At 36.4% G+C, this 21,559-nt stretch carries 23 protein-coding genes; 18 read left to right on the forward strand and 5 right to left on the reverse strand.

Translation table 11 applies throughout. From position 1 onward, the window contains the following. The first annotated feature begins 6 nt into the window (after nt 1-6). From KTH84_RS02185 to KTH84_RS02205, 5 genes are all read left to right on the forward strand, one after another. Nucleotides 7-1,194 carry an O-succinylhomoserine sulfhydrylase gene (locus tag KTH84_RS02185; RefSeq protein WP_042896447.1) on the forward strand — a complete coding sequence of 396 codons (1,188 nt, stop codon included), beginning with the start codon at nt 7-9 and terminating at the stop codon, nt 1,192-1,194. A gap of 195 nt (nt 1,195-1,389) precedes the next feature. Beyond that, a complete protein-coding gene (locus tag KTH84_RS02190; RefSeq protein WP_262471789.1) occupies nt 1,390-1,623 on the forward strand; it encodes a hypothetical protein in 234 nt (77 codons plus the stop codon). 281 nt (nt 1,624-1,904) lie between these two features. Next, nucleotides 1,905-2,234 (forward strand): YbaB/EbfC family nucleoid-associated protein, encoded by a 330-nt coding sequence (locus KTH84_RS02195; protein ID WP_075431395.1) that lies wholly within the window; start codon nt 1,905-1,907, stop codon nt 2,232-2,234. 9 nt (nt 2,235-2,243) lie between these two features. Further along, nucleotides 2,244-2,840: a recombination mediator RecR gene (gene recR / locus KTH84_RS02200; RefSeq protein WP_005047371.1), complete on the forward strand. Its 597-nt coding sequence runs from the start codon at nt 2,244-2,246 to the stop codon at nt 2,838-2,840. Nucleotides 2,841-3,168: 328 nt separating this feature from the next. Then, complete coding sequence (locus KTH84_RS02205; protein WP_202742200.1) at nt 3,169-4,293, forward strand: ribonuclease D; 1,125 nt, start codon at nt 3,169-3,171, stop codon at nt 4,291-4,293. A 464-nt stretch (nt 4,294-4,757) separates the two neighbouring features. Here KTH84_RS02205 and KTH84_RS02210 read toward each other — a convergent pair whose 3' ends face one another. Further along, nucleotides 4,758-5,441, reverse strand: coding sequence for an FMN-dependent NADH-azoreductase (locus KTH84_RS02210; RefSeq protein ID WP_202742484.1), 684 nt, complete (start codon nt 5,439-5,441; stop codon nt 4,758-4,760). A gap of 118 nt (nt 5,442-5,559) precedes the next feature. Here KTH84_RS02210 and KTH84_RS02215 point away from each other — a divergent pair, with 118 nt between their 5' ends. The 3 genes from KTH84_RS02215 to KTH84_RS02225 all read left to right on the forward strand — a co-directional run bounded on the left by KTH84_RS02215 (nt 5,560) and on the right by KTH84_RS02225 (nt 7,267). Then, nucleotides 5,560-6,411, forward strand: a complete 852-nt coding sequence (locus KTH84_RS02215; RefSeq protein WP_202742199.1) for a LysR family transcriptional regulator — start codon at nt 5,560-5,562, stop codon at nt 6,409-6,411. A gap of 94 nt (nt 6,412-6,505) precedes the next feature. Beyond that, on the forward strand, nt 6,506-6,772 hold the full coding sequence (locus KTH84_RS02220) for a hypothetical protein (protein ID WP_262471790.1): 267 nt from the start codon (nt 6,506-6,508) through the stop codon (nt 6,770-6,772). A gap of 159 nt (nt 6,773-6,931) precedes the next feature. Beyond that, complete coding sequence (locus KTH84_RS02225; protein ID WP_262471791.1) at nt 6,932-7,267, forward strand: hypothetical protein; 336 nt, start codon at nt 6,932-6,934, stop codon at nt 7,265-7,267. A gap of 67 nt (nt 7,268-7,334) precedes the next feature. On the opposite strand, the gene KTH84_RS02230 is transcribed toward KTH84_RS02225, so the two are convergent. Beyond that, nucleotides 7,335-7,499 carry a hypothetical protein gene (locus KTH84_RS02230; RefSeq protein ID WP_042896440.1) on the reverse strand — a complete coding sequence of 55 codons (165 nt, stop codon included), beginning with the start codon at nt 7,497-7,499 and terminating at the stop codon, nt 7,335-7,337. Nucleotides 7,500-7,969: 470 nt separating this feature from the next. Here KTH84_RS02230 and KTH84_RS02235 point away from each other — a divergent pair, with 470 nt between their 5' ends. From KTH84_RS02235 to KTH84_RS02270, 8 genes are all read left to right on the forward strand, one after another. Then, entirely contained in the window at nt 7,970-8,275 is a 306-nt protein-coding gene (locus KTH84_RS02235; protein ID WP_042896438.1) for a YcgL domain-containing protein, read from the forward strand. Further along, complete coding sequence (locus tag KTH84_RS02240) at nt 8,268-8,654, forward strand: hypothetical protein (protein WP_042896437.1); 387 nt, start codon at nt 8,268-8,270, stop codon at nt 8,652-8,654. Before KTH84_RS02235 ends, KTH84_RS02240 begins: the two co-directional genes overlap by 8 nt. A gap of 29 nt (nt 8,655-8,683) precedes the next feature. Further along, nucleotides 8,684-9,535, forward strand: coding sequence for an AAA family ATPase (locus tag KTH84_RS02245; protein ID WP_133973736.1), 852 nt, complete (start codon nt 8,684-8,686; stop codon nt 9,533-9,535). 15 nt (nt 9,536-9,550) lie between these two features. Further along, the gene (locus KTH84_RS02250; RefSeq protein ID WP_262471792.1) at nt 9,551-10,738 is read left to right on the forward strand and encodes a vWA domain-containing protein; all 1,188 of its coding nucleotides are present in this window, start codon (nt 9,551-9,553) and stop codon (nt 10,736-10,738) included. Nucleotides 10,739-10,774: 36 nt separating this feature from the next. Next, nucleotides 10,775-11,980: a tryptophan synthase subunit beta gene (gene trpB / locus KTH84_RS02255; RefSeq protein WP_262471793.1), complete on the forward strand. Its 1,206-nt coding sequence runs from the start codon at nt 10,775-10,777 to the stop codon at nt 11,978-11,980. A 226-nt stretch (nt 11,981-12,206) separates the two neighbouring features. Continuing rightward, nucleotides 12,207-13,211: a 50S ribosomal protein L3 N(5)-glutamine methyltransferase gene (prmB, locus tag KTH84_RS02260; protein ID WP_202742194.1), complete on the forward strand. Its 1,005-nt coding sequence runs from the start codon at nt 12,207-12,209 to the stop codon at nt 13,209-13,211. Between the two features lie 12 nt (nt 13,212-13,223). Further along, nucleotides 13,224-14,315, forward strand: coding sequence for a chorismate synthase (gene aroC, locus KTH84_RS02265; RefSeq protein WP_262471794.1), 1,092 nt, complete (start codon nt 13,224-13,226; stop codon nt 14,313-14,315). A 334-nt stretch (nt 14,316-14,649) separates the two neighbouring features. After that, entirely contained in the window at nt 14,650-15,375 is a 726-nt protein-coding gene (locus tag KTH84_RS02270) for a hypothetical protein (protein ID WP_075431523.1), read from the forward strand. 223 nt (nt 15,376-15,598) lie between these two features. Here KTH84_RS02270 and KTH84_RS02275 read toward each other — a convergent pair whose 3' ends face one another. Further along, complete coding sequence (locus KTH84_RS02275) at nt 15,599-16,828, reverse strand: GGDEF domain-containing protein (RefSeq protein ID WP_262471795.1); 1,230 nt, start codon at nt 16,826-16,828, stop codon at nt 15,599-15,601. 318 nt (nt 16,829-17,146) lie between these two features. Here KTH84_RS02275 and KTH84_RS02280 point away from each other — a divergent pair, with 318 nt between their 5' ends. Continuing rightward, nucleotides 17,147-17,899, forward strand: a complete 753-nt coding sequence (locus tag KTH84_RS02280; protein ID WP_042896429.1) for a TenA family transcriptional regulator — start codon at nt 17,147-17,149, stop codon at nt 17,897-17,899. A 51-nt stretch (nt 17,900-17,950) separates the two neighbouring features. Here KTH84_RS02280 and KTH84_RS02285 read toward each other — a convergent pair whose 3' ends face one another. Together KTH84_RS02285 and lipA are read right to left on the reverse strand one after the other, a co-directional pair. Further along, a complete protein-coding gene (locus KTH84_RS02285; protein WP_262471797.1) occupies nt 17,951-19,090 on the reverse strand; it encodes a transcriptional regulator in 1,140 nt (379 codons plus the stop codon). A gap of 156 nt (nt 19,091-19,246) precedes the next feature. Next, a complete protein-coding gene (lipA, locus tag KTH84_RS02290) occupies nt 19,247-20,233 on the reverse strand; it encodes a lipoyl synthase (protein WP_262471798.1) in 987 nt (328 codons plus the stop codon). A 360-nt stretch (nt 20,234-20,593) separates the two neighbouring features. Here lipA and KTH84_RS02295 point away from each other — a divergent pair, with 360 nt between their 5' ends. Next, entirely contained in the window at nt 20,594-21,556 is a 963-nt protein-coding gene (locus KTH84_RS02295; protein WP_262471799.1) for a thiamine pyrophosphate-dependent dehydrogenase E1 component subunit alpha, read from the forward strand. Nucleotides 21,557-21,559: the final 3 nt, after the last annotated feature.

Below are 21,559 nucleotides of genomic sequence, written 5' to 3' on the forward strand. Positions count from 1 at the left end.
CATTTAATGAACCAGTCTGATGATTTAGAATACCAACTTGATACCTTAGCCATTCGTACCGGACATACTCGTAGTTTTGAAGGTGAGCATGGCGAACCGATTTTTTTGACTTCATCTTTCGTATATGAAAATGCTGCTGAAGCAGCTGCAAAATTTTCTGGTCAGGTTCAAGGAAATATCTATTCTCGTTTTACCAATCCGACTGTATCGATGTTCGAAAAACGTTTGGCAGCTTTAGATGGCGCTGAACGAGCTGTTGCGACCAGCTCGGGAATGGGCGCAATTTTGGCAGTTGCTATGGCGTATTTAAAAGCGGGTGATCATGTCATTTGTTCAAGAGCAGTTTTTGGTTCAGTTGTTGCCTTGTTTGAAAAATACATTGCCAAATTTGGTGTAGATATTACATTTGTTGATTTACGTGATTTAGACGCATGGAAAAATGCAGTACGTCCAGAAACTAAACTTCTATTTGTTGAGTCACCATCTAACCCTCTAGCTGAAATTGCTGATATTCCAGCGCTTGCAGATATTGCTCATGCGAATGGCGCATTACTTGCGATTGATAACAGTTTCTGTACGCCTGTTTTACAACAACCATTAAAATTTGGCGCAGACCTTGTCATTTACTCGGCAACTAAATATTTAGATGGGCAAGGTCGTGCATTAGGTGGTGCTGTTGTTGGTAATCATCAGTTGTTAGAAGAAGTTTTCGGTGTTGTTCGTACGCTTGGGCCATCAATGAGTCCATTTAATGCATGGATTTTCTTAAAAGGCTTAGAGACTTTACGTTTGCGTATGAAAGCACACTGCGAGAGTGCTCAAATTCTTGCAGAATGGTTATCTACTCATGAAAAAGTAGAAAAAGTTTACTACGCTGGTTTGCCAACTCAAGAAGGTCATGAACTTGCTGCTAAACAGCAAAATGGTTTTGGCGGGATTGTTTCTTTCGTTGTTAAAGGCGAGCGTGAAGGTGCTTGGAAGGTTATTGATAATACTAAGTTTATTTCAATTACCGGTAACTTGGGCGATGTGAAGTCAACAATTACACATCCTGCAACGACTACGCATGGCAAACTTTCTGCTGAAGCTAAAGCTGCGGCAGGTATCCAAGAGGGTTTAATCCGTGTATCGGTAGGCTTAGAAGATATTAACGACATTATCCGTGATATCTCACGTGGTCTAGATTTAATCTAATTATTTCGATCGAAATAATTCTCTTTGGTTGTCTTGTTTATCAAACCATCTCTTTAATTGAGATGGTTTTTTATATTTAAATGTTACTCAAATTTCAGAATTGCAATAAAAAACCTACATTTTTGTTTAAATGAGGGCTAAGAGCGCAAGGTATAAAGACTTTAAATTTAATTAAAAGAAATGCGAGTTTTAAAAATGCTTAAACCTATTGCTATTGTCGTTGTGGTGGGGGTAATCGGGGTAGTTGGATACAAATTGCTGACCAAACCGAATCAGAACCCAGTAAATGAAACAACCTTATTGATTAACAATGCAGAGAAGTCGGTACAAGAAGCTGATAAATCTATTCAACAAGCAAATACCTCGTTTAAAAAAGTTCCTTTAAGTGAATATAAAACAATTGATAAAGGATTACAGGCCTCTCAATAGTGACCTAAATTTTTATAAGACTTTAATGTTTAAAATTTAGCTATTTATGAAATGTACCTAAGTTTAACCACGCTACTCATGTAGCCACGTGAAATAGAGCTAGAGATACTGATAGAAAACATTAGTCTATTGTGTCAGAATTACAGATTAATTTGAGTTCAATGCACTAATCTGTATGGATTTTAATCACATGGGTTGGTTCAATGAGATTGAGTTTTTATAAAGTATTACCAGATAACGAATAATACTTTAAAGATTTGATAGAGATACGGAGTAAAGTTATGAATATCAATATGCTCATGCAGCAAGCGCAGCGCATGCAAAAAGATATGGAAACAAATATAAAAAAGGCGAAAGAAGAGCTTGCCCAAACTGAAGTCCAAGCAGAAGCTGGTGGTGGTTTGGTTAAAGTGACCATGAATGGTCGCTATCTTGTAAAACGTATCGAAATTAATCCTGAACTCCTTCAAGATGAACCAGATATGATTGAAGATTTGATTGCTGCCGCGGTAAATGATGCTGTGCGTCAAGCAGAAATTATTTCAGAAGAAAAAATGCAAAAAGCGAATTCTGGTATGGGCTTGCCACCTGGCTTAGCGGGCATGTTCTAAGGAAGTTCTGTGTTTAGTGATAGATTTGAACAACTCGTTCAAGCTTTACGTATATTGCCTAGCGTTGGTCCGAAGTCGGCTCAACGTATGGCATTACATCTTTTGATGAAAAATCGAGAAGGTGCGTTCGCATTAGCTCATGCTTTACATGAGGCTTCAAGTTATATTCATGAGTGCAGCGTTTGCCATTCTCTAACTGAAAATGAAATTTGTGATATTTGTGCCTCAACTGAGCGGGAAGATCAACTATTGTGTGTAGTTGAATCACCAGCAGATGTAATGGCGATTGAGCAAAGTGGTAGTTTCCGTGGTAAGTACCATGTTTTAGGCGGGCATCTTTCTCCTTTAGATGGTATTGGCCCAGAAGAAATTGGTGTTCCTTATCTGATTCAGCGTTTAAGTCAAGGCACTATTGAAGAAGTGATTTTGGCAACGAATGCGACTGTAGAGGGGCAGGCGACCGCTCATTATTTGGTAGAGGCGACCAAGCATTTACCTATACAAATGACGCGTATTGCTCAAGGTGTACCGCAAGGTGGTGAACTTGAATATGTCGATAGCCATACTTTAAGTCAGGCAGTTCACAACCGCATGAGAATGAAATAAGCATTCCGATGCTTATTTCTTTGATGCGATATAAAATTGAATTAAATTTATTAATTTAGCTATTAAAGACAAATATTATGTTGTCTTTAATTAGAAAAAATCGTTTAAATAAAATATGAAAGCACATAAGAATCAAAAAGATCTTAGAGATTTTAAACCATGAATATTTGGAGTTAACTTTAAAAGCATAAATAAAAGATCAAAAAATTATCTATTTGCGAAGAATTGTTCAAAAATAGAGTATTCATAAAGGTTTAAGTGGTAATTTCCTACTTCTATGTTATATATACCAGAGTTCTTAGCACTCTTTGCATTTACTTGAGAAAGCATGTTTCAGTTTATCCAACAGCAAACCGAATTGGTTGATGTTCTTCAAAAAATGGATCAATGTTCAATATATGGACTTGATACAGAATTTATTAAGGTTGACACACTCTGGCCTAAACTTGGGGTATGCCAAGTCAATGTAAATGGCGATGTCTATCTGTTGGATGGTGTTTCATTAGATCTAAGTCAGTTTTGGAAAAAAATATTTGTCGCACAGCAAAATATTTTTCATGCATGTGGGGAAGACATCGATTTAATCTACCATTACGCTGATCAAGAAGATCTGCTTAATGTGTTTGATACTCAAGTCGGTCTTTCTTTCTTAGGCCATGGCCTACAAGTGAGTTACCAAGGTGCTTTAAAGCTTTGTCTCGACATTGACATTGAAAAAGATCAAACAAGATCTGATTGGTTGGCTCGGCCTTTATCGCCTCAGCAACTCTGTTATGCAGCCAATGATGTTCTATATATAATGAAGTTAGCTCATCATATTCAAGAACAACTTAAGCAGAAAGGGCTTTATGACTATGTTCTTGAAGATTGTAGTAGTCTAACTAAAGAAATTATTAGTGAAACGCCTACAGAATTACTCTATGCCGATGTTGGTAATTATCGTCATTCGCGCCGTCAATTGATGCAATTGCAAAATTTAAGTGAATGGCGTGAATACATTGTTAAAGCGACCAATCAACCACGCAGTTTTATTCTTAGAAACTCAACCATGATTGATATGGTTGAAAAGAATCCACGTAATAATTTTCAACTCTCGCAAGTTAAAGATATTCGCCCAAATGTAGTTCGTGAATATGGAAAAACAATTCTAGAATTACTGAAAGATTTACCGAGTGAAAGTGAATGGCCAACAAGAATTGCTAAACCTTTTAAAGTAACATCTCAAGAAACTTTACATAAAATGGATATGGTACTTGCCCATGCAATAAGTGAAACTTCTATTCCTAAAGAAGTATTACTTAGAAAAAAATGGCTAAATGCAATTCATCAACATGTTCTTTCTCAAGGGGATGAACAAGATTTACCTGATTATCTTTTGGGTTGGCGTTATGAGCTATTAACTCAACCGTTAATTCATTTATTTCAAGAAGAAAAAGAAAGTCTATCAATTTAAAATGATTTGATCGTTAAAATTTAAAAGGCTCATCTTCGTGATGGGCTTTTTTTGATTATGAAGATTTGAATGCCTTAAATTTTAAATTGAGTAGTTTTTATTTAGAATAATAGATATTTAACTTTAATAGTTAATAAAATGAATAATTATATTAGTTATAGTAAATAATTAACTTATTTTAAAAGCTAGTAAAGTGATGAATTGAAGAAGTTTTAATTTGTAAAAGTGATAATGAATTAAATTAACCGATTCAATGAGAAAAATTCAATTGATTAAACATACAGGTCTGTATATTCTTAGAGGCAAGAAAAACAATTTCAATATAAATAATATATAACTATAAGTTTGTTTCAGTGCAGAAATAAGGAAGCCGACCCAATTGGGTCGGCTTTTTATTTTTTAATGATATAGCTCAGTTAAAATGTCAGTAGGTTATTAAATTTTAAAAATTAACTATTAATATTCTACGGATTTTTTGTGAATGAACCAGCAAGTTCAGCTACAAGCTCTTCAGCTTTTTGAAAAGAATTTTCTAATGACTTCATATGTCGTTCATCTCCAAACTCTTGATATTCTGAAGCAATTTCATGAATTTTCTCTACGCCTAAATATTTACTGAGCGTACGCAGGTGAGGTACAAGATGATTCATGTTCTCCCGAATGCCATCTTTTTCAAATCCAAACTCTCCACTAGACGTGATAATGATTAAAATCTTTCCAGATAAAAGAGGCTGTAAAGGGAAGTCTCCTCGAGCAAGGTCAAAATCAAATGTGTTATTAATTCGAATAATTTGGTCAAACCATGCTTTTAGTTGAGCTGGCATACCGTAATTGTACATAGGAGAAGAAATTAAAATGATATCTGAACTCGAAACTTCCGCTATTAACTGATCTGATATTGATAAGACATCGCATTGAGCTTGTGTTCTTTTATTTTCAGGTGTGAAGACAGCATCAATCCAGTCTTGAGTAATAAATGGTGGGGGATTCATTCCCACATCCCGATAGATATACTCATCCATAGGCCTTTTATTTTTCCATGAATTGATCAATCGGCTGGCAATATTTTTTGAAATAGAATTATGATTTGGATTGGGGTTAATTGCAGCTCGCACGCTAGTATCTATATGTAACATCTTACTCATTATAAATTCCATAAGGGTTAGGAGTTAATTCATTTTGAGTTTTAAATAAGAAGTAGACAAACGAGAAAATTACAGCTATAGATGATTTTAAATCACCTATATTTATAGTTTAGGAGAAAGCATGCAGGTCTCATTGCAAGCACTTAGAGCATTTGAATCAGCTGCCCGACTAGGCAGTTTTAAATTGGCTGCTGAAGAGCTTTCGCTAACACCCACTGCAATTTCACATCATATTACCAATCTTGAAAGCAGGTTAAATGTTGACTTATTTCATCGACAGGTAAGAAAAATAACGCTTACAACCACAGGTGAAAGACTAGCTGGAGCGATTTCTGAAGGATTTCGTAAAATTGAAGATGCACTAGATGAAATAACAATAAATGGAAATACACTCAGAGTGGCGACCACCTCTTCATTAGCAGCACTGTTGTTAATTCCCTCAATAAATGAATTTTATCAATTATATCCTGATATATCAGTTGAATTTTCTACCGGAGAAGCGCTAGAAAATCACTTATATACATTACCTATTCGATATGGTGATGTATCTTCAGTACCTTCTAACGATATTCTTAAATATGAGTCTTTTAATGTATTTGGTGCATCTAAAATTGATCCACTAGAACATTCTAGTGAGCCAATAACGTTATTCACCACAGAATGGAAAAATAAAACCTTACCAAATCCGCCACTAGAGACTTGGCTTGAGCTGAATGGATGGGACCGAACGCAAATAACAATTAAGAAGTTTGATCAGGAAATTTTTGGAATACATGAAGCATTAGCGGCTAATGGACTGGTATTTTGTTCTTCTACACTTGCTCAGAGATTTATTAAAGCAAATCTTATACAACCGCTTAAAACTCAATCAATTCAATCAGAGCTGTGCTACTACATTCCAAAGAAAGAAGAGTTTAAAAATAGAAATGCCAGAAAATTTATTGAATGGATAGAAATGTTATTTAATCAATAAGCTTATTTCTGGTCGGAATTAACGACACAACACTAAAACTATATAATCTTTTTATGCTATAAACTTAAATAAATTAATAATTAGAGAGATAAATATGCTTAATAACTTTAGTGCTGAACAAGCGCGTCAAAATGCTAAAAATTTTAAAATTAATCAAGAGGCCATGTTAGAAAAAATTTTAATAGGTACTGAAATTGAATCTAAGGGAGGGCAGCGAAAAGCAACTTTCCTGTTTCCTATTGACGCTGTAAGTCCTGATCATCTCACACACGTAGAAGAGGAACTTAGAGAGAGAGGCTTCAATGTTTCAACCAATATTGAGCACTCTGGTACAACCATAACGATAGAAATAAGCTTTTAAATATCGATTTTTTATTAGACCGCTTTTTAAGAGCGGTCTTTTATAGAGAGTTAAAAAAGGGAACATAAATTTATTTACATTTAAACTTATGTTAATCATGATTTTCTTTGACAGATCCTATCATCTTCTGTAGCTTTATTTTTTGAGTGGAATATGGATATGAACTTCCAAACAATACTTTTATCTTTCAAAAATCAATCTACTGGTACAGATGCATTTAAAGATTTAAAAAATGCTTGTGAACAGTCTCTTAAAGAATCTCAAAATACAAAAGAAAAAGCAGCCATCTATTTAATCTATGGTTTTGCACGTAGCTACGTGATTTTATATGAAGATGAAGCAGTCACAACTGAATTTGCTAAGTTGTCTAAGACTACGCTCATAGGTTACATGGAATGCCTAAATGAAGCTCTGTTAAGTCAAGATGATGGTGCTATTTTGAATGCCCTAAATCAAGTAAGCGATGACTATATAAAGAGTTCTCGAGTTTTCTAAATATCATTAACTTGTTTTGGTAAAAATACTTCTTTAGCTTGGGCTAAAGAAGTATTCAAAGTTTATATTAATGAGACTTTTTCTTACCGCCGCCATCTTGTTTATTGACGGTAGACCATGCGATTCGTTCAGCCTCTTCTTGAGAATGGCCTCTGTCTTCCTCACTCTCAACAATATGTTTAGCTTGACGTTTTTGCTTTGCTGTGTAAGCTGTTTTATCGCCACGAGGCATAAGTTCATCCTCCACATCTATTATTAAGATACTTATTATTGAAACATATTGAGAATTTAAACCAGTTAAGTAATGTCTGCTAATGTTTGTTAAGTGGTTAGAAGTTTTACTTAAATGTGAATTTTAAAAAGGCAATATCCAAATTTAATATGTTAAATTTCATGGTATTAAAGGGTAAAAGTATTAAGAACAGATCACAAAAATTACTCAATAATGAACAATTTGGTATTTTTCTAAAAATTATTTTTATTTTATTAAAATGAATAATTATATTTAATGTTTTAAATCAATTGGTTATGCTTTTGCGTGAAAGCTAACTTTAGTTTGGAACAAAGTTATTATCGACCTTAATCAATGTTGTAGGTTAATATTTCCCAAGAATTAAAAAAACGACTGATGCGTAAACAAACCTGCGTGTGTGAGTCGTTTTTTTTCATGTATGCTGTCCTTAGTTCAAGAGTTGATTTGAAATGCACTGTGATATTTATAGATCGAGCAAAAAAGATGAAATGTACATTTATATTGCTCGTCCAAACTATCCTGATGATGCGGAACAAGCTGATCCGTTTGAAAAAATTCCCGAAGCTGTTTTACAAGCGTTTGGCCGTGCAACGTTTGTCATGCATTTAGAATTAGCTCCAACACGTAAATTGGCGCGTGCTAATGTTTTACATGTTTTAGACTCATTACAAACAAAAGGTTTCTTTCTTCAGATGCCGCCAGAAGGGTTAATTAACCCAAATGCGGTTGAACCAGAGGGCTTACGTGGTGCGTGAAAATCAAACTGGAATAATGAATCAATTATTTTCTTTTTTGGATGTTATTCCTGAAGATGCTATTGCATTAACAGCTTATGGAATAGGCGCTATTATTGCTTTATGGTGTTGGTGGCGATTAATGCGTCGCCTTCCTACAACTTTTGGTGCAATTAGTTGGCTTGTTGTATTTGCTATTTTAGTTACACCAACCGTGTCTGAAGGGCCGAATGCATCGGTAGCACCTGCTATTTTTGGACTACTTTTTGGTGTTTTAACTAAAGATAGCCCTCTAATTTGGTCAAATTTATCTTTAATTCTGTTTGTAGTTGGTCTAGGTTTGGTGATTGGATATTGTTGGTCAAAATATTCAATAAACAAAAACATGCGTTCCATCTAACCATTGAAATAGAAAAATAAGGTCTTCACATGTCTGCTGATACCCAACATTTTACCGGTACAGATCAATATATCGCGACTGACAGTCTTAAGCTCGCTGTAAAAGCAGCCCGTGCTTTACAAAAGCCTTTACTGGTTAAAGGTGAACCGGGCACGGGTAAAACTTTACTTGCTGAACAAGTAGCAGAAAGTTTGGGCTTAAAACTTATTACTTGGCATATCAAATCGACAACCAAAGCACAGCAAGGGTTGTATGAATATGATGCTGTTTCTCGTTTACGAGACAGCCAGTTAGGTGATGACCGTGTTTACGATATTAAGAACTATATTAAACCCGGTAAATTGTGGGAAGCTTTCACCAGTGAAGAGCGTTGTGTCTTGTTAATTGATGAAATTGACAAAGCCGATATTGAGTTTCCAAATGACTTGTTGCATGAACTCGATAAAATGTCTTTTTATGTTTATGAAACAAGTGAAACCATTACGGCAACACAACGCCCAATTGTAATTATTACATCGAATAATGAAAAAGAGTTACCAGATGCTTTCTTGCGTCGATGTTTCTTTCATTACATTGAGTTTCCAGATGAAGTGACCATGCGAGAAATTATCGATGTTCATTTCCCGAATATTTCTGCAACACTGGTCAACGAAGCTTTACAGGTTTTCTTTAAACTACGTGAAATTCCTAATTTGAAGAAACCACCATCAACTTCTGAGTTAATTGATTGGTTAAGTTTGCTCATGGCAGATGATATACCTGAAGATGTATTACGCAATCGAGATGCATCTAAAGCTATTCCGCCTTTGTATGGCGCACTCATCAAAAACGAGCAGGATGTGCAACTCCTCGAACGTTTGGCTTTCATGTCTCGACGTTAAAGGAGGGAATAACCCATGTTTGTGCGGTTATTTTACACCTTACGTAAATACGGTGTTCCAGTTACAACTCGTGAACTTATTGACTTAAACCGTGCAGTAAGTGAAGGTTTGGTTTTTGCCGATCAAGAAGAGTTCTATCAACTTGCTAAAACTATTTTAGTTAAAGATGAACGCTTTTTTGACAAGTTTGACCGTGCCATAAAAGACTACTTTGACGGTATCGAAACCTTTGATCTGGATGAGTTGCTTAAACAAGTTCATAAACTTCCAAAAGACTGGTTTGATTTAGAACTTCTAGAAAAGCATTTAACTCCTGAACAAAGAGCAGAACTCCAAAAAGCAGGTTCCTTAGAAGAACTGATGAAAATGCTGGAAGAGCGGTTACGCGAACAGCATAAGAAACACCAAGGCGGTAATCGCATGGTGGGTACTGGTGGTACTTCACCTTTTGGGGCTTTTGGTGATCATCCTGAAGGAGTACGGATTGGTGGGCCAGGCCGTAAACGTTCAGCGGTAAAAGTATGGGAACAGCGTAAATATCAAAATCTAGATGACGACCAAGTTCTTGGTACTCGTCAGATGCAAATTGCTTTGCGCCGTTTGCGTAAATTTGCGCGTCAAGGTGCAGCTGAAGAGTTGGATGTTGACGGTACAATCCGTGAAACAGCCAAGCAAGGTATCCTTGATGTTCAAATGGTACCTGAGCGTCGAAATCGAATAAAAGTGCTTATGTTGTTCGATGTAGGCGGTTCTATGGATGCTCATATTGCCCAATGTGAGAAACTCTTTAGTGCGGCTAAAAGCGAGTTTAAAACGCTTGAGTATTTTTATTTCCATAATTGTCTCTATGACTATGTGTGGAAAGATAATCACCGCCGCACAGCTACCCGTATGAATACATGGGATCTGTTTCACACCTATGGCCGCGACTATCGTGTAATTGTAGTGGGTGATGCCAGTATGGCACCGTATGAGCTGAAATCGGTTGGCGGCTCTGTTGAATATATGAATGATGAGACGGGTGAGGTTTGGTTACGCCGCTTACGTCACCATTTTGATAAAACAGCATGGTTAAATCCAGAGACTGAAAGCTATTGGCATTACACTCAAACCATTGGCTGGATTAAAGAAATTTTTGAAAATCATATGTACCCAATGACGCTAAAAGGCATTGAGGATATGACACGCTACCTTTCTAGATAAACTTAATAACTTTAATAATTTTAACAGAGAGACAATATGCAACATCAAATTAACGGTATTGCTTTGCCGAATGAACAAGGATTTTTTGGTGAATATGGCGGACAGTTCATTCCTCCACATTTAAAAGAGGCAATGGATGAGATTAATGTTGCTTATGAAGAAATTCGACACTCCCCTGAATTTCAAAATGAATTGACCGATCTTTTTGCGAATTATGTTGGCCGCCCAAGTCCTCTATTTCATGCCAAACGCCTTTCTGATCAGTTAGGTGGGGCACAAATTTATTTAAAACGTGAAGATTTGAACCATACAGGTGCTCATAAAATCAATCACTGTTTAGGCGAAGCTTTACTTGCCAAATATATGGGTAAAAAGAAAGTTATTGCAGAGACTGGTGCTGGTCAGCATGGGGTAGCTTTGGCAACAGCTTGTGCTTTGGTGGGGATTCCTTGTGAAATTCACATGGGGCAAGTAGATATTGAAAAAGAACATCCAAATGTTGTCAAAATGAAAATTTTAGGTGCTCATTTGGTCGCAGTAACACGTGGTACAGCAACATTAAAAGATGCTGTTGATAGTGCATTTGAAGAATATTTAAAAGACCCAAAAAACTTTATATATGCGATTGGTTCCGTGGTAGGTCCACATCCATTTCCTAAGATGGTTCGTGATTTTCAATCGATTATTGGCAATGAAATTAAAGATCAAACCCATCAGCGATTTGGGAAAAGTCCCGATTATGTTGTGGCATGTGTTGGTGGCGGTTCAAATGCAATAGGTGCATTTACTGCATTTTTAAATGATTCCGATGTGAAACTGATAGGAGTTGAACCTGCTGGACATGGTTTAGATACCAATATGCATTCGGCAACGCTAACTTTAGGTAAGCCAAGTCAAATTCATGGTATGGCGTGTTATGTCCTTGAAAATGAGGAAGGTGAACCTTTACCCGTGCATTCTATTGCCTCGGGACTTGACTATCCGGGCGTTGGCCCACAACACAGTTTTTTAAAAGATTTAGGTCGTGTTGAATATAGCACCGCAACTGACCAAGAGTGCTTAGATGCTTTTATGACACTTTCTCGTGTTGAAGGCATTGTTCCTGCGCTTGAAAGCTCACATGCTGTTGCATGGGCAATTCGCGAAGCTCCCCAATTGGCTAAAGAAACTATGATTGTGGTGAATCTATCGGGGCGTGGGGATAAAGACTCTGATTATGTTGCTGAAAAGCTTAAGCTTTAAAACTCATTAAACTTCAAAAGCAGCCTACCATTTAAGGGCTGCTTTTTGTTTTGAACATCTAAATTAAATTTCATTATTTTATAATTAAAACAAAGTAGTCTGATTTTAACGTGTGATTGTTCAAGATAGGTCTGTAAAACTCCGGTTCACAGGGCAAAGCGTTGCTTTGCTGTACCTCACTCAGTAGAATAGTCACTTTGCAAAATTTGCCTTTGGAGACGCCTAAGTGGAGCGACCGACGATTAGCCCTGAAAACTTACAGGAAGCGGCTGAAAATTTATCAACAATTCGAGATTTTATTCGTTTTGGGGTATCAGCATTACGTCAACATGATGCACATTTAGGACAAGGTACTGAAGATTATTTTGCAGAAAGCTCTGCATTAGTTTTACAAACCTTATCTCTTGAATGGTCAGCAGACGCAGAAATTCTAGATGCGAAGTTATTACCAAGTGAAAAAGCAGAATTTTTAAGTTTATTGGAACGCCGTATCAATGACCGTATTCCAACATCTTATTTACTAAATCTTGCCTATTTCTTTAACAAACCATTCTATGTAGATGAGCGTGTACTCATTCCACGTTCACCAATTGCAGAATTAATTGAGCAACGTTTTGCGCCATATTGTTTAGATGAAAATGGTCAAATGCGCGAAGCGCTCAATAATTTGCCAGAAAATGCAAACCCTAAAACTCCGCATCGTATTTTAGATATGTGTACAGGTTCTGGGTGTATTGCAGTGGCTTTGGCTTATGCTTATCCAGACGCTGAAATAGATGCAACTGACATCTCTAAAGAAGCGCTAGAAGTTGCTTCAATTAATGCTGAGCACCACAATAAGCAATATCAAGTTGCATTGCTTGAGTCAGATCTATTCGCCAAAATTCCAGCTGAAAACCAGTATGATTTGATTGTCAGCAATCCACCGTATGTCGATGCTGAAGACATGGCTGACTTACCAGAAGAATTTTTACATGAACCTGAACTCGCATTGGCAGCAGGCCAAGATGGTTTAGACTTAGTTCGTAAAATGCTTGCACAAGCGGCAGATTATTTAACTGAAGATGGTCTGATTGTCATTGAAGTCGGTAATTCTGAATGGTCAATGCGTCAGAACTTTAATACGATTGATTTCAACTGGCTCACTTTCCAAAAAGGTGGTTCAGGTATTTTTGCTTTGACTGCTGAACAATGTCGCCGTTATAGAAAACTATTTGAAGAGCAAATATAAGGAGTTGGGCATATGGCAGGGAATAGTATTGGACAACTCTTTCGTGTAACTACTTGCGGTGAGTCTCATGGCGTTGGCTTAATGGCAATTGTTGACGGTGTGCCACCGGGCCTTGGGCTATCTGAAGAAGACTTGCAAAAAGACCTTGACCGTCGTAAACCAGGTACTTCTAAATTTGCGACTCAACGTAAAGAGCCTGATCAAGTTAAAATCATTTCAGGTGTTTTTGAAGGTAAAACGACAGGTACGCCAATTGGTTTATTGATTGAGAATACTGATCAGAAATCAAAAGATTACGGTAATATTGCCCAAACTTTTAGACCTGGCCATGCCGACTATACATATACACAAAAATACGGTTTCCGTGACTATCGTGGCGGTGGCCGTTCAAGTGCTCGTGAAACTGCTATGCGTGTTGCAGCGGGTGCAATTGCTAAAAAATATTTAGCAGAGAAATTTGGTGTCTTGATACGTGGTCATGTTACCCAAATTGGTAATGAAGTTGCTGAAAAACTGGATTGGAATGAAGTTCCGAATAATCCATTTTTCTGTGGTGATGTAGATGCCGTTTCACGTTTTGAAGCCTTAGTGACTTCTTTACGTGAACAAGGAACAAGCTGCGGTGCAAAGCTAGAAATTTTAGCTGAAAAAGTTCCTGTGGGTTGGGGTGAACCTGTTTTTGACCGTTTAGATGCTGATATTGCTCACGCGATGATGAGTATTAATGCGGTTAAAGGTGTTGAAATTGGTGATGGTTTTGCAGTTGCTGGACAGTTTGGTCATGAAACACGTGATGAATTGACCAGTAATGGCTTTTTAGCGAATCATGCAGGCGGTATTTTAGGCGGTATCTCAAGTGGTCAATCCATTCGAGTTGCTATTGCACTAAAACCAACAGCAAGCATTACGACACCGGGTAAAACGATTAATTTAAATCGTGAAGATACCGATGTCTTGACTAAAGGCCGTCATGATCCTTGCGTAGGTGTGCGTGCGACACCAATTGCAGAGGCAATGTTAGCCATTGTTTTAATGGACCATTTTTTACGTCATCGTGCTCAAAATGCAGATGTTATTCCACCATTTTCTCCAATTGAACCATAGTCATAATTTTTGATTAGAGTAAATGAAACCCCATATTTAAATTAAATATGGGGTTTTAAATTTTTATTATATTAAGTTTAATTAAATTTTAAATTATTTCCTTGTCTTATAATATTTATATAAATATAATATTCTGCGATTTATTTTTGAGTATATTCATCTGTAGAGCTTGGCAATTAATCTTGTTAAATTTTTTACTGTACCAAATATTTATATTTATCTCTTAAAGGTAATTTTACTCAAATTGCTTTTATATAAGTTTATTACATATTTAAATTTTTATTACTTTAAACAAAGAATTTTCAAAGTCATCATTGAAATTGGGGAAATATCAATGAATCAGAGCACATATAGAATTGGCTGTATGTCAAAGGATAGGCTATTGCCTAAAAATTTAGAGGCAATGATAAAAGTTATTCATGACTTATCTTTGTCATCTCATCTTTTGGGGAATTGGATATACAGTGAAAACAATCCAGATATACATATTATTGATTTAGATAGTGGTTATACCAATATACTTATTCCTAAAAAAATTAAGATCGTATTAAGTAATAACCCTGAGCTTTTAAAAGGTTATCAGTATGGTTTGAAGAGACCAATAAGATATCAGGAACTTCTAAATATTTTACAAGATATTGAGAAGAATGAATATTTCAAAATAAGTCATCAAGAACGTATAATAAATAATGAGAATATAGTATCTAAAGAACATTTAGAGACAAAAATTATTTATAAGCTTATTTGTTATCCAAACTTTAAAAATATTCATGCAGAGCAGATTGTTAATGTCACTAGAGTTTGTGCTTTATTATCTATTGAGTCAAAAACGGCTCAAGAAATTAAGAGATTTTTAAATTTATCTCTTGATGAAATACAAAAAATTATAGAAATAATAAAAAAAGAAGCCTATCCAAATTATGAAACAATACATGAGAATATTGTTTCGATTTTACCATTTTCAGCTGAAGCCATTTCCAATGTGCCGCAAAGAATAGAACAAAATTCATTATTTTATTTTTTAATTAAATTTTGGAAAAGGTTAAAAGGTGAACTCTAATGAAATGGAATTTTTTTATACTAAATTAGCTGTAGCTATCATTTTTATTATCTAGAAATTGAATATTAATGTATTGAAGGCCGGTAAATTTATTAAGTTTAAATAAAAGAGGTTTTTGTACGTATTTGTTCTAAATTACATTTTAGCTTTGCCACGGATGGGAAAGCTAATTGTTTATTTCTATTCATTTTAATTAAAAAAGAAACTATAAAAGCCTGAATTTTTAAGTTAAATCTACAATTTGTTCTTCGTTTACAGCAATTTTATATTGATTACGGCCATTAGTTTTGGCTTTATACAATGCATGATCGGCACGTGCAACAAAAGCTGAAATTGAATCATTTAAACGTGGAATCGTGGTGGCAACACCTACACTAATTGTTACAGACCCAGAAACACTGCTAGATGGATGCTCAATAGCGATTTTATTAATGGCGCTCATCAATCGTTCAACTTGGATCAAGGCTTGCTGAGCATTTGTCATTGGAAACAAAAGTAAAAACTCTTCTCCGCCATAACGAGCAACCAGATCACCGCTACGAGCAGCAATAGAAGAAATAGCAATTGCGATTTCTTTTAAGCATTCATCGCCCTTTAGATGACCTAATGTATCGTTATATGACTTAAAGTAATCAATATCGACCATCATGATAGTAAGCGGAGTTTCATGGCGTAAAGCACGGCGCCATTCGTTATCCAACGTTTCATCTAAATAGCGCCGATTGGCTAGACCAGTGAGTGCATCCTGTTGTGAAAGTAATGAGAGTTGCTGTGCTTGTTGCATCAATTCAATACGATTCAGCTCAATCATGCAGTTTTGTAAGTAATTTTCTCGATGCTGACGGTCAGTTGCATAGGCAAGGGTCATTCCCAGAAAACTACTAAAGGTGTAAGTGCGGTTCAAGAAGGTCCAGTCGATCACCCCATTTAAGTAGTTACTTGCCAGAATTCCAACAAGTCCTCCCATCCATCCAGCAAATATGGCGGTATAAAAGCGCATACCTACAGCACCATAAATAATCACAATGGCATACATCATTGCTGCATGAAAAAGAACATTATCTTGTCCATTTTCAATGACGTTAATTAAAATAAAAGTAATCGCAACAGCTAAAGCTGAACCAATTCCTACATAATAATCAAAATACTGATTTAATTTTTTAATAAATGATAAAATCCAAGCAATAGTAATTATTACACCGACCCATGAATAATAGCTAAACCAGGATAAAACTTGTTCAGTTGGTAAAACTTGATATATACCAAAGCTTAAAAATATATATAATATTAAAATAATAGGAGCTCTATAACGAAACTCATAGGCAGCACCATTTTGGTATTGAGAACGATAGATCGTTTCAAGCTGCTTTGGGAACCAAACAAAGTTTAAGCCTCGTGTGGTTAATAAATCTATTTGTTCCTGTCCCAATATATTGGAACCTTGCAACTTCATAATTAATGCTCACTATATTGGAAGTTGTCATGAAATGAGACTTATTTTAGTAAAGTTCCATCTAAAATATTGATTATATAATGTGTGGTTTATTCAAAATAATAATACAGTTTTTTTAAAAAAGTAATGATTTTTATCTATCTTAAATGTGATAAAAATCACGACATTTCAATGATTAGCGTAGTAAGTATCTAAAGATTCACAATCCATCGAAAAAAGTTACAAATGGTCGATTAACGATTGTATCTTTATCATTTTCGGATAGACTTATAGCGTGAAATACAGATGATTGCTGTCATATAAATAGGAAAATTAGCAATGACTGCTCTAAATCAATATGGAATGCATTTAGAAATTACGCCGCATAATGAATGGTCACAGCAGTTCTGGGATGATCTGCTACCAGTGAAAGAACGAGTAAGTAAACATCCGTTTTTTACGGAAATGGCCAATGGGGGATTGAGCCTAGATAGTTTTCGCTATGCCTTACTTAACTTTTATCCATTGGTTGCCCATTTCCCGTCATACATGGCTGGAGCATTAGCCAAAGCAACGGGGTTTTCTGAACCTGGGGTTACAGAAGCACGAGATTGGTTAATTCAAAATATCAAGGTAGAAGAGCGACATTTACAATGGTATCGCGATTGGGCTGGAGGTTTTGGCTTAACTCTTGATGAACTCGACCATGTACGGCCGCCAGCTGCGATGAATGCAGTGAATCATTTTTTATGGAATATGAGCCACCGTGGTAATTTGGCGGAATGCCTTGCTGCAACAAATCTTGCAATTGAATGGGCGACAGGGGATTGGTCTATTCAAGTATACAAAGGTATTCACACCTATACCGATCACCCGCAAGTGTCCATTAATAAACGTTCTTTAGCTTGGTTGCGTGCACATGCTCACTATGATGATTTACATCCTTATGAGGCTATGGAACTGATTAAACGGTTGTGCAATGATCGTTCTGACTGGCAGAAAAAAGCATTTCATGCGGCCGAAGAAGGGCTACGCTATTATGAATTAGCCTTGGATGATTGCTATAAGGTACAGCTTCAAGCCTCTGCTTGATCTCACCTTAAAAAGAAGGGAAATATCTATGTGTATTTCCCTTTTTTATATTTATTCAAGTAATTTTAAAAGTTTTGCTCGATAAGGCGTGTCTTCAGGTAATAACTCAAGCAAACGCTCTACTGCATCTACACGGTCTGGGACTCGGCCTACAACACGTAATAACTGATCGACATCTTCAATTTGATAAATTACATGGCTTAAACGAGCGTCGAAACAGTCTCTCCATGCACATAAAAATGGACTTTCTGATTTAGCTAAAAAACTCCCCCGATAAAGAGTTAATGTTGTTGCTGTGAAGCCTAGGTTTAATGCTTGTTCTGCCATTAAAAAATCACATTGAATTTCACAGTTAAGTCGATATGGACGAGACTCGATCACATCGGGAATTAAGTTTCTGAGTTGTGAAAGTTCTGCTTTTAACGTCGTGGTACTTACTGGCCGATCACCATATAAAGCATAGTGTAATTCTTCAAGGTTAATACCTTCTGGGCATAGTGTCAGAATGCACAGAATCTCAATTTGACGTTGAGTTAATGTCAGGCTGCGTTGGTTATATTGAATCTTTGGAGTGCCGAAAGCCTTAATGTATAAAATATTTTTTTGGTGAAGCTGAATCGCTTGTTTAACAATGTCAGCACAGCGTTCAACTGCCAAAAGACCTAACGAGTTATGCTTATGAGATTTTGTAGACAAATTCATAATCCCATAAAATTGGCCTGTCTGCGTGTCGGTAATCGGTGCAGCGTAACAGACCCAATCTCTAACACTATTCATTTGGTTTTCATGTGAGTAAACGCAGTTAGCTGAATGAGTATTTAATGCTAAACCAATGGCATTTTGCCCAACTGCTTGAGTAGACCACTGGCCGCCTTCAACAAAATGAACTTGCTCTGCCGATGAACGCATAGGATGACTACTCCATGTCCATAGCAGAGTGCCATGAGGATCTGTCACACCAATTGCCATATCAGCATCTTCGGCAATGTGCATTAAGTTTCGGTGACACTCATGAATAGAACGTCCGAATAATGAATGTTCCCATTCTTCACTTAAGTCAAATATAGGAGCTGCTTCAAGGTCAACTGATGGCTTTTTTCCTAAATATTGAGCATGAGATGACTTTTCCGGCCGAAAGAAGGACGGAGTATTATCCATAAAAGGCGATGATAATTGTTCTGACATATCCATATCGAAATTCCTTTATCATTGAAATGGCGTATCCGTAGCCGCTCAACAGTTATAACTTTTTTATTGTGACTATTTCCTAGTTGTCTCCTTACCTTAAATAATTTTAAAAGGGTTGACCATTAGCCTATTGGATAAGTTTTGTTAATTACCTGATCCTTAAGATAAGACATCTTGTCGACTAAAAGGTTTTGGTACTTCTTCTCCAAAATATTGTCGGTCAGCAAAGTAGCTAGAACGGACCATAGGGGCACTCCAAATATTTTTAAAACCTAGTCGTTTACCATGCTGAGTGTATCTTTCAAATTCTTGTAAATTTACAAATCGGTGAATAGGTGCATGTGATTTTGAAGGCTGCAAATATTGCCCAATGGTCACAAGGTCAACTTGATAGTCTTTCAAATCGTTCAGTAGGGCAAGCACTTCTGCCTCGATTTCTCCTAATCCAACCATTAAACCAGATTTGGTTTTGATATCGGGACAATAGGTTTTAAAGCGTTTTAATAACTCTAACGAATGTTGATAGTCTGAGCCAGGGCGTATGGCTTTATATAAACGTGGAACAGTTTCTATATTGTGATTAAACACATCTGGAGGAGATAAGCTCAAAGTCGAAAGGGCTGTCTCTAAACGACCACGAAAATCGGGGACCAAAATTTCAATTAGGGTTTCTGGACAGCGCTTTCTGATCTCTTCAATACATTTTACAAAATGTGCAGCTCCACCATCGTGTAGATCATCACGGTCTACAGAGGTAATCACTACATATTTTAAGTTTAGGTTAGCGACCGTTTCAGCCAAATGTTTAGGTTCATTTTCATCTAAAGGTTTTGGGCGACCATGAGCGACATCACAGAATGGGCAACGTCTGGTGCAGATATCACCCATAATCATAAATGTTGCTGTACCGGCGCCAAAGCATTCCGGTAAATTTGGACATGCAGCCTCTTCACAAACGCTATGTAACTTTTGCTGACGCAACAGATTTTTAATACGTTTAATTTCTTCAAAATCTGTAATTTTTGCTCTAATCCACTCAGGTTTAGTTGGTAAATCTTGTGTAGGTATAACCTTAATGGGAATACGAGATACTTTATCAGCACCTCTTAATTTAATACCAGTTTCTACTTGTCTTTTAAAATCCATATTATTAATTCCATTTTTTTAAAACTTAATTAAACTCTGATTTTTAAAATTAAAGTCCTATTAAAATCATTTTAATAAATTGCAATTAATTATAAATACAGAGTGTGGCGAGTATTATAAAATAATAAAGGTTGGTTAAAGGTTTGTTTTACAACTAAATGAAAAATATAAAAAAATTCAAAAAATATTTTCAATGGTTAAGTTTTTGAAATTAATGGTTTAATTGGAATTATTTTAATTAAAAACTTTTTAGTCTAATAGATTGATTGTTGATTTTGAGTTTAATTATTTATAGCGAACTAGCATTTTCGCTTGAAACTTGGTTGATTTCTTAAAATCAAGATAATAAAGGAAAAGGATATGCAATTAACGGAAGAGCAATTACTCGCAGCATATAAACGTATGCGTGATATTCGTGAATTTGAAGATCGACTTCACGAAGAAAATACCAATGGTGATATTCCCGGCTTTATTCACTTATATAGTGGTGAAGAGGCTGTGGCAGTCGGTATTTGTGAAAATTTAACAGATAAAGACTATATCACTTCAACCCATCGTGGTCATGGGCACTGTATTGCCAAAGGCTGTGACATTCACGGCATGATGCTGGAAATTTTCGGTAAAGATGACGGACTTTGCCGAGGAAAAGGCGGTTCTATGCATATTGCCGATTTAGATAAAGGCATGCTCGGCGCCAACGGGATTGTGGGTGGTGGACCTCCTTTGGCAATTGGTGCAGCTTTGACAGCTAAAACCTTAAAAACTGGTGGTGTCGGGCTTTCTTTTACCGGTGACGGCGGTTCAAACCAAGGTCTTACTTTTGAAGCAATGAACATGGCTGTTGTACTTAAGCTTCCTGTGATTTTTGTCTTTGAGAATAACGGGTTTGGTGAGGGGACAGGCCATGACTACGCGGTAGGAAGTAAAGACATTGCGGGCCGTGCGGCAGGTTTCGGTTTGCCGGCAGTTAAAGTCGATGGTAGCGATTTCTTTGCTGTATATGAAGCGGCTCAAACTGCTATTGAACGTGCGCGCTGTGGTGAAGGCCCAAGCGTTATAGAAACCATTACTAACCGTTTTTATGGACACTTCGAAGGTGATCCCGGATTGATTCGTTCTAAAGAAGAAGTCGATTTCATCAAAGAAAATAAAGATCCTTTGAAAATTTTCCGAGAAAAAGTCAAAGGCAAAATTGATGAAGCCAAGCTAGACGAGATAGATGCAGCCTCTAAGGCAAATGTTGATGATGCAGTTGCTAAAGCTCGTGCTGCGGCATACCCACAACCAGAACAACTCCTTACCGACGTCTATGTCTCTTACTAAAGG

It is taken from the genome of Acinetobacter sp. WU_MDCI_Abxb74 (assembly GCF_025513915.1).
Taxonomy (GTDB): domain Bacteria; phylum Pseudomonadota; class Gammaproteobacteria; order Pseudomonadales; family Moraxellaceae; genus Acinetobacter; species Acinetobacter calcoaceticus_C.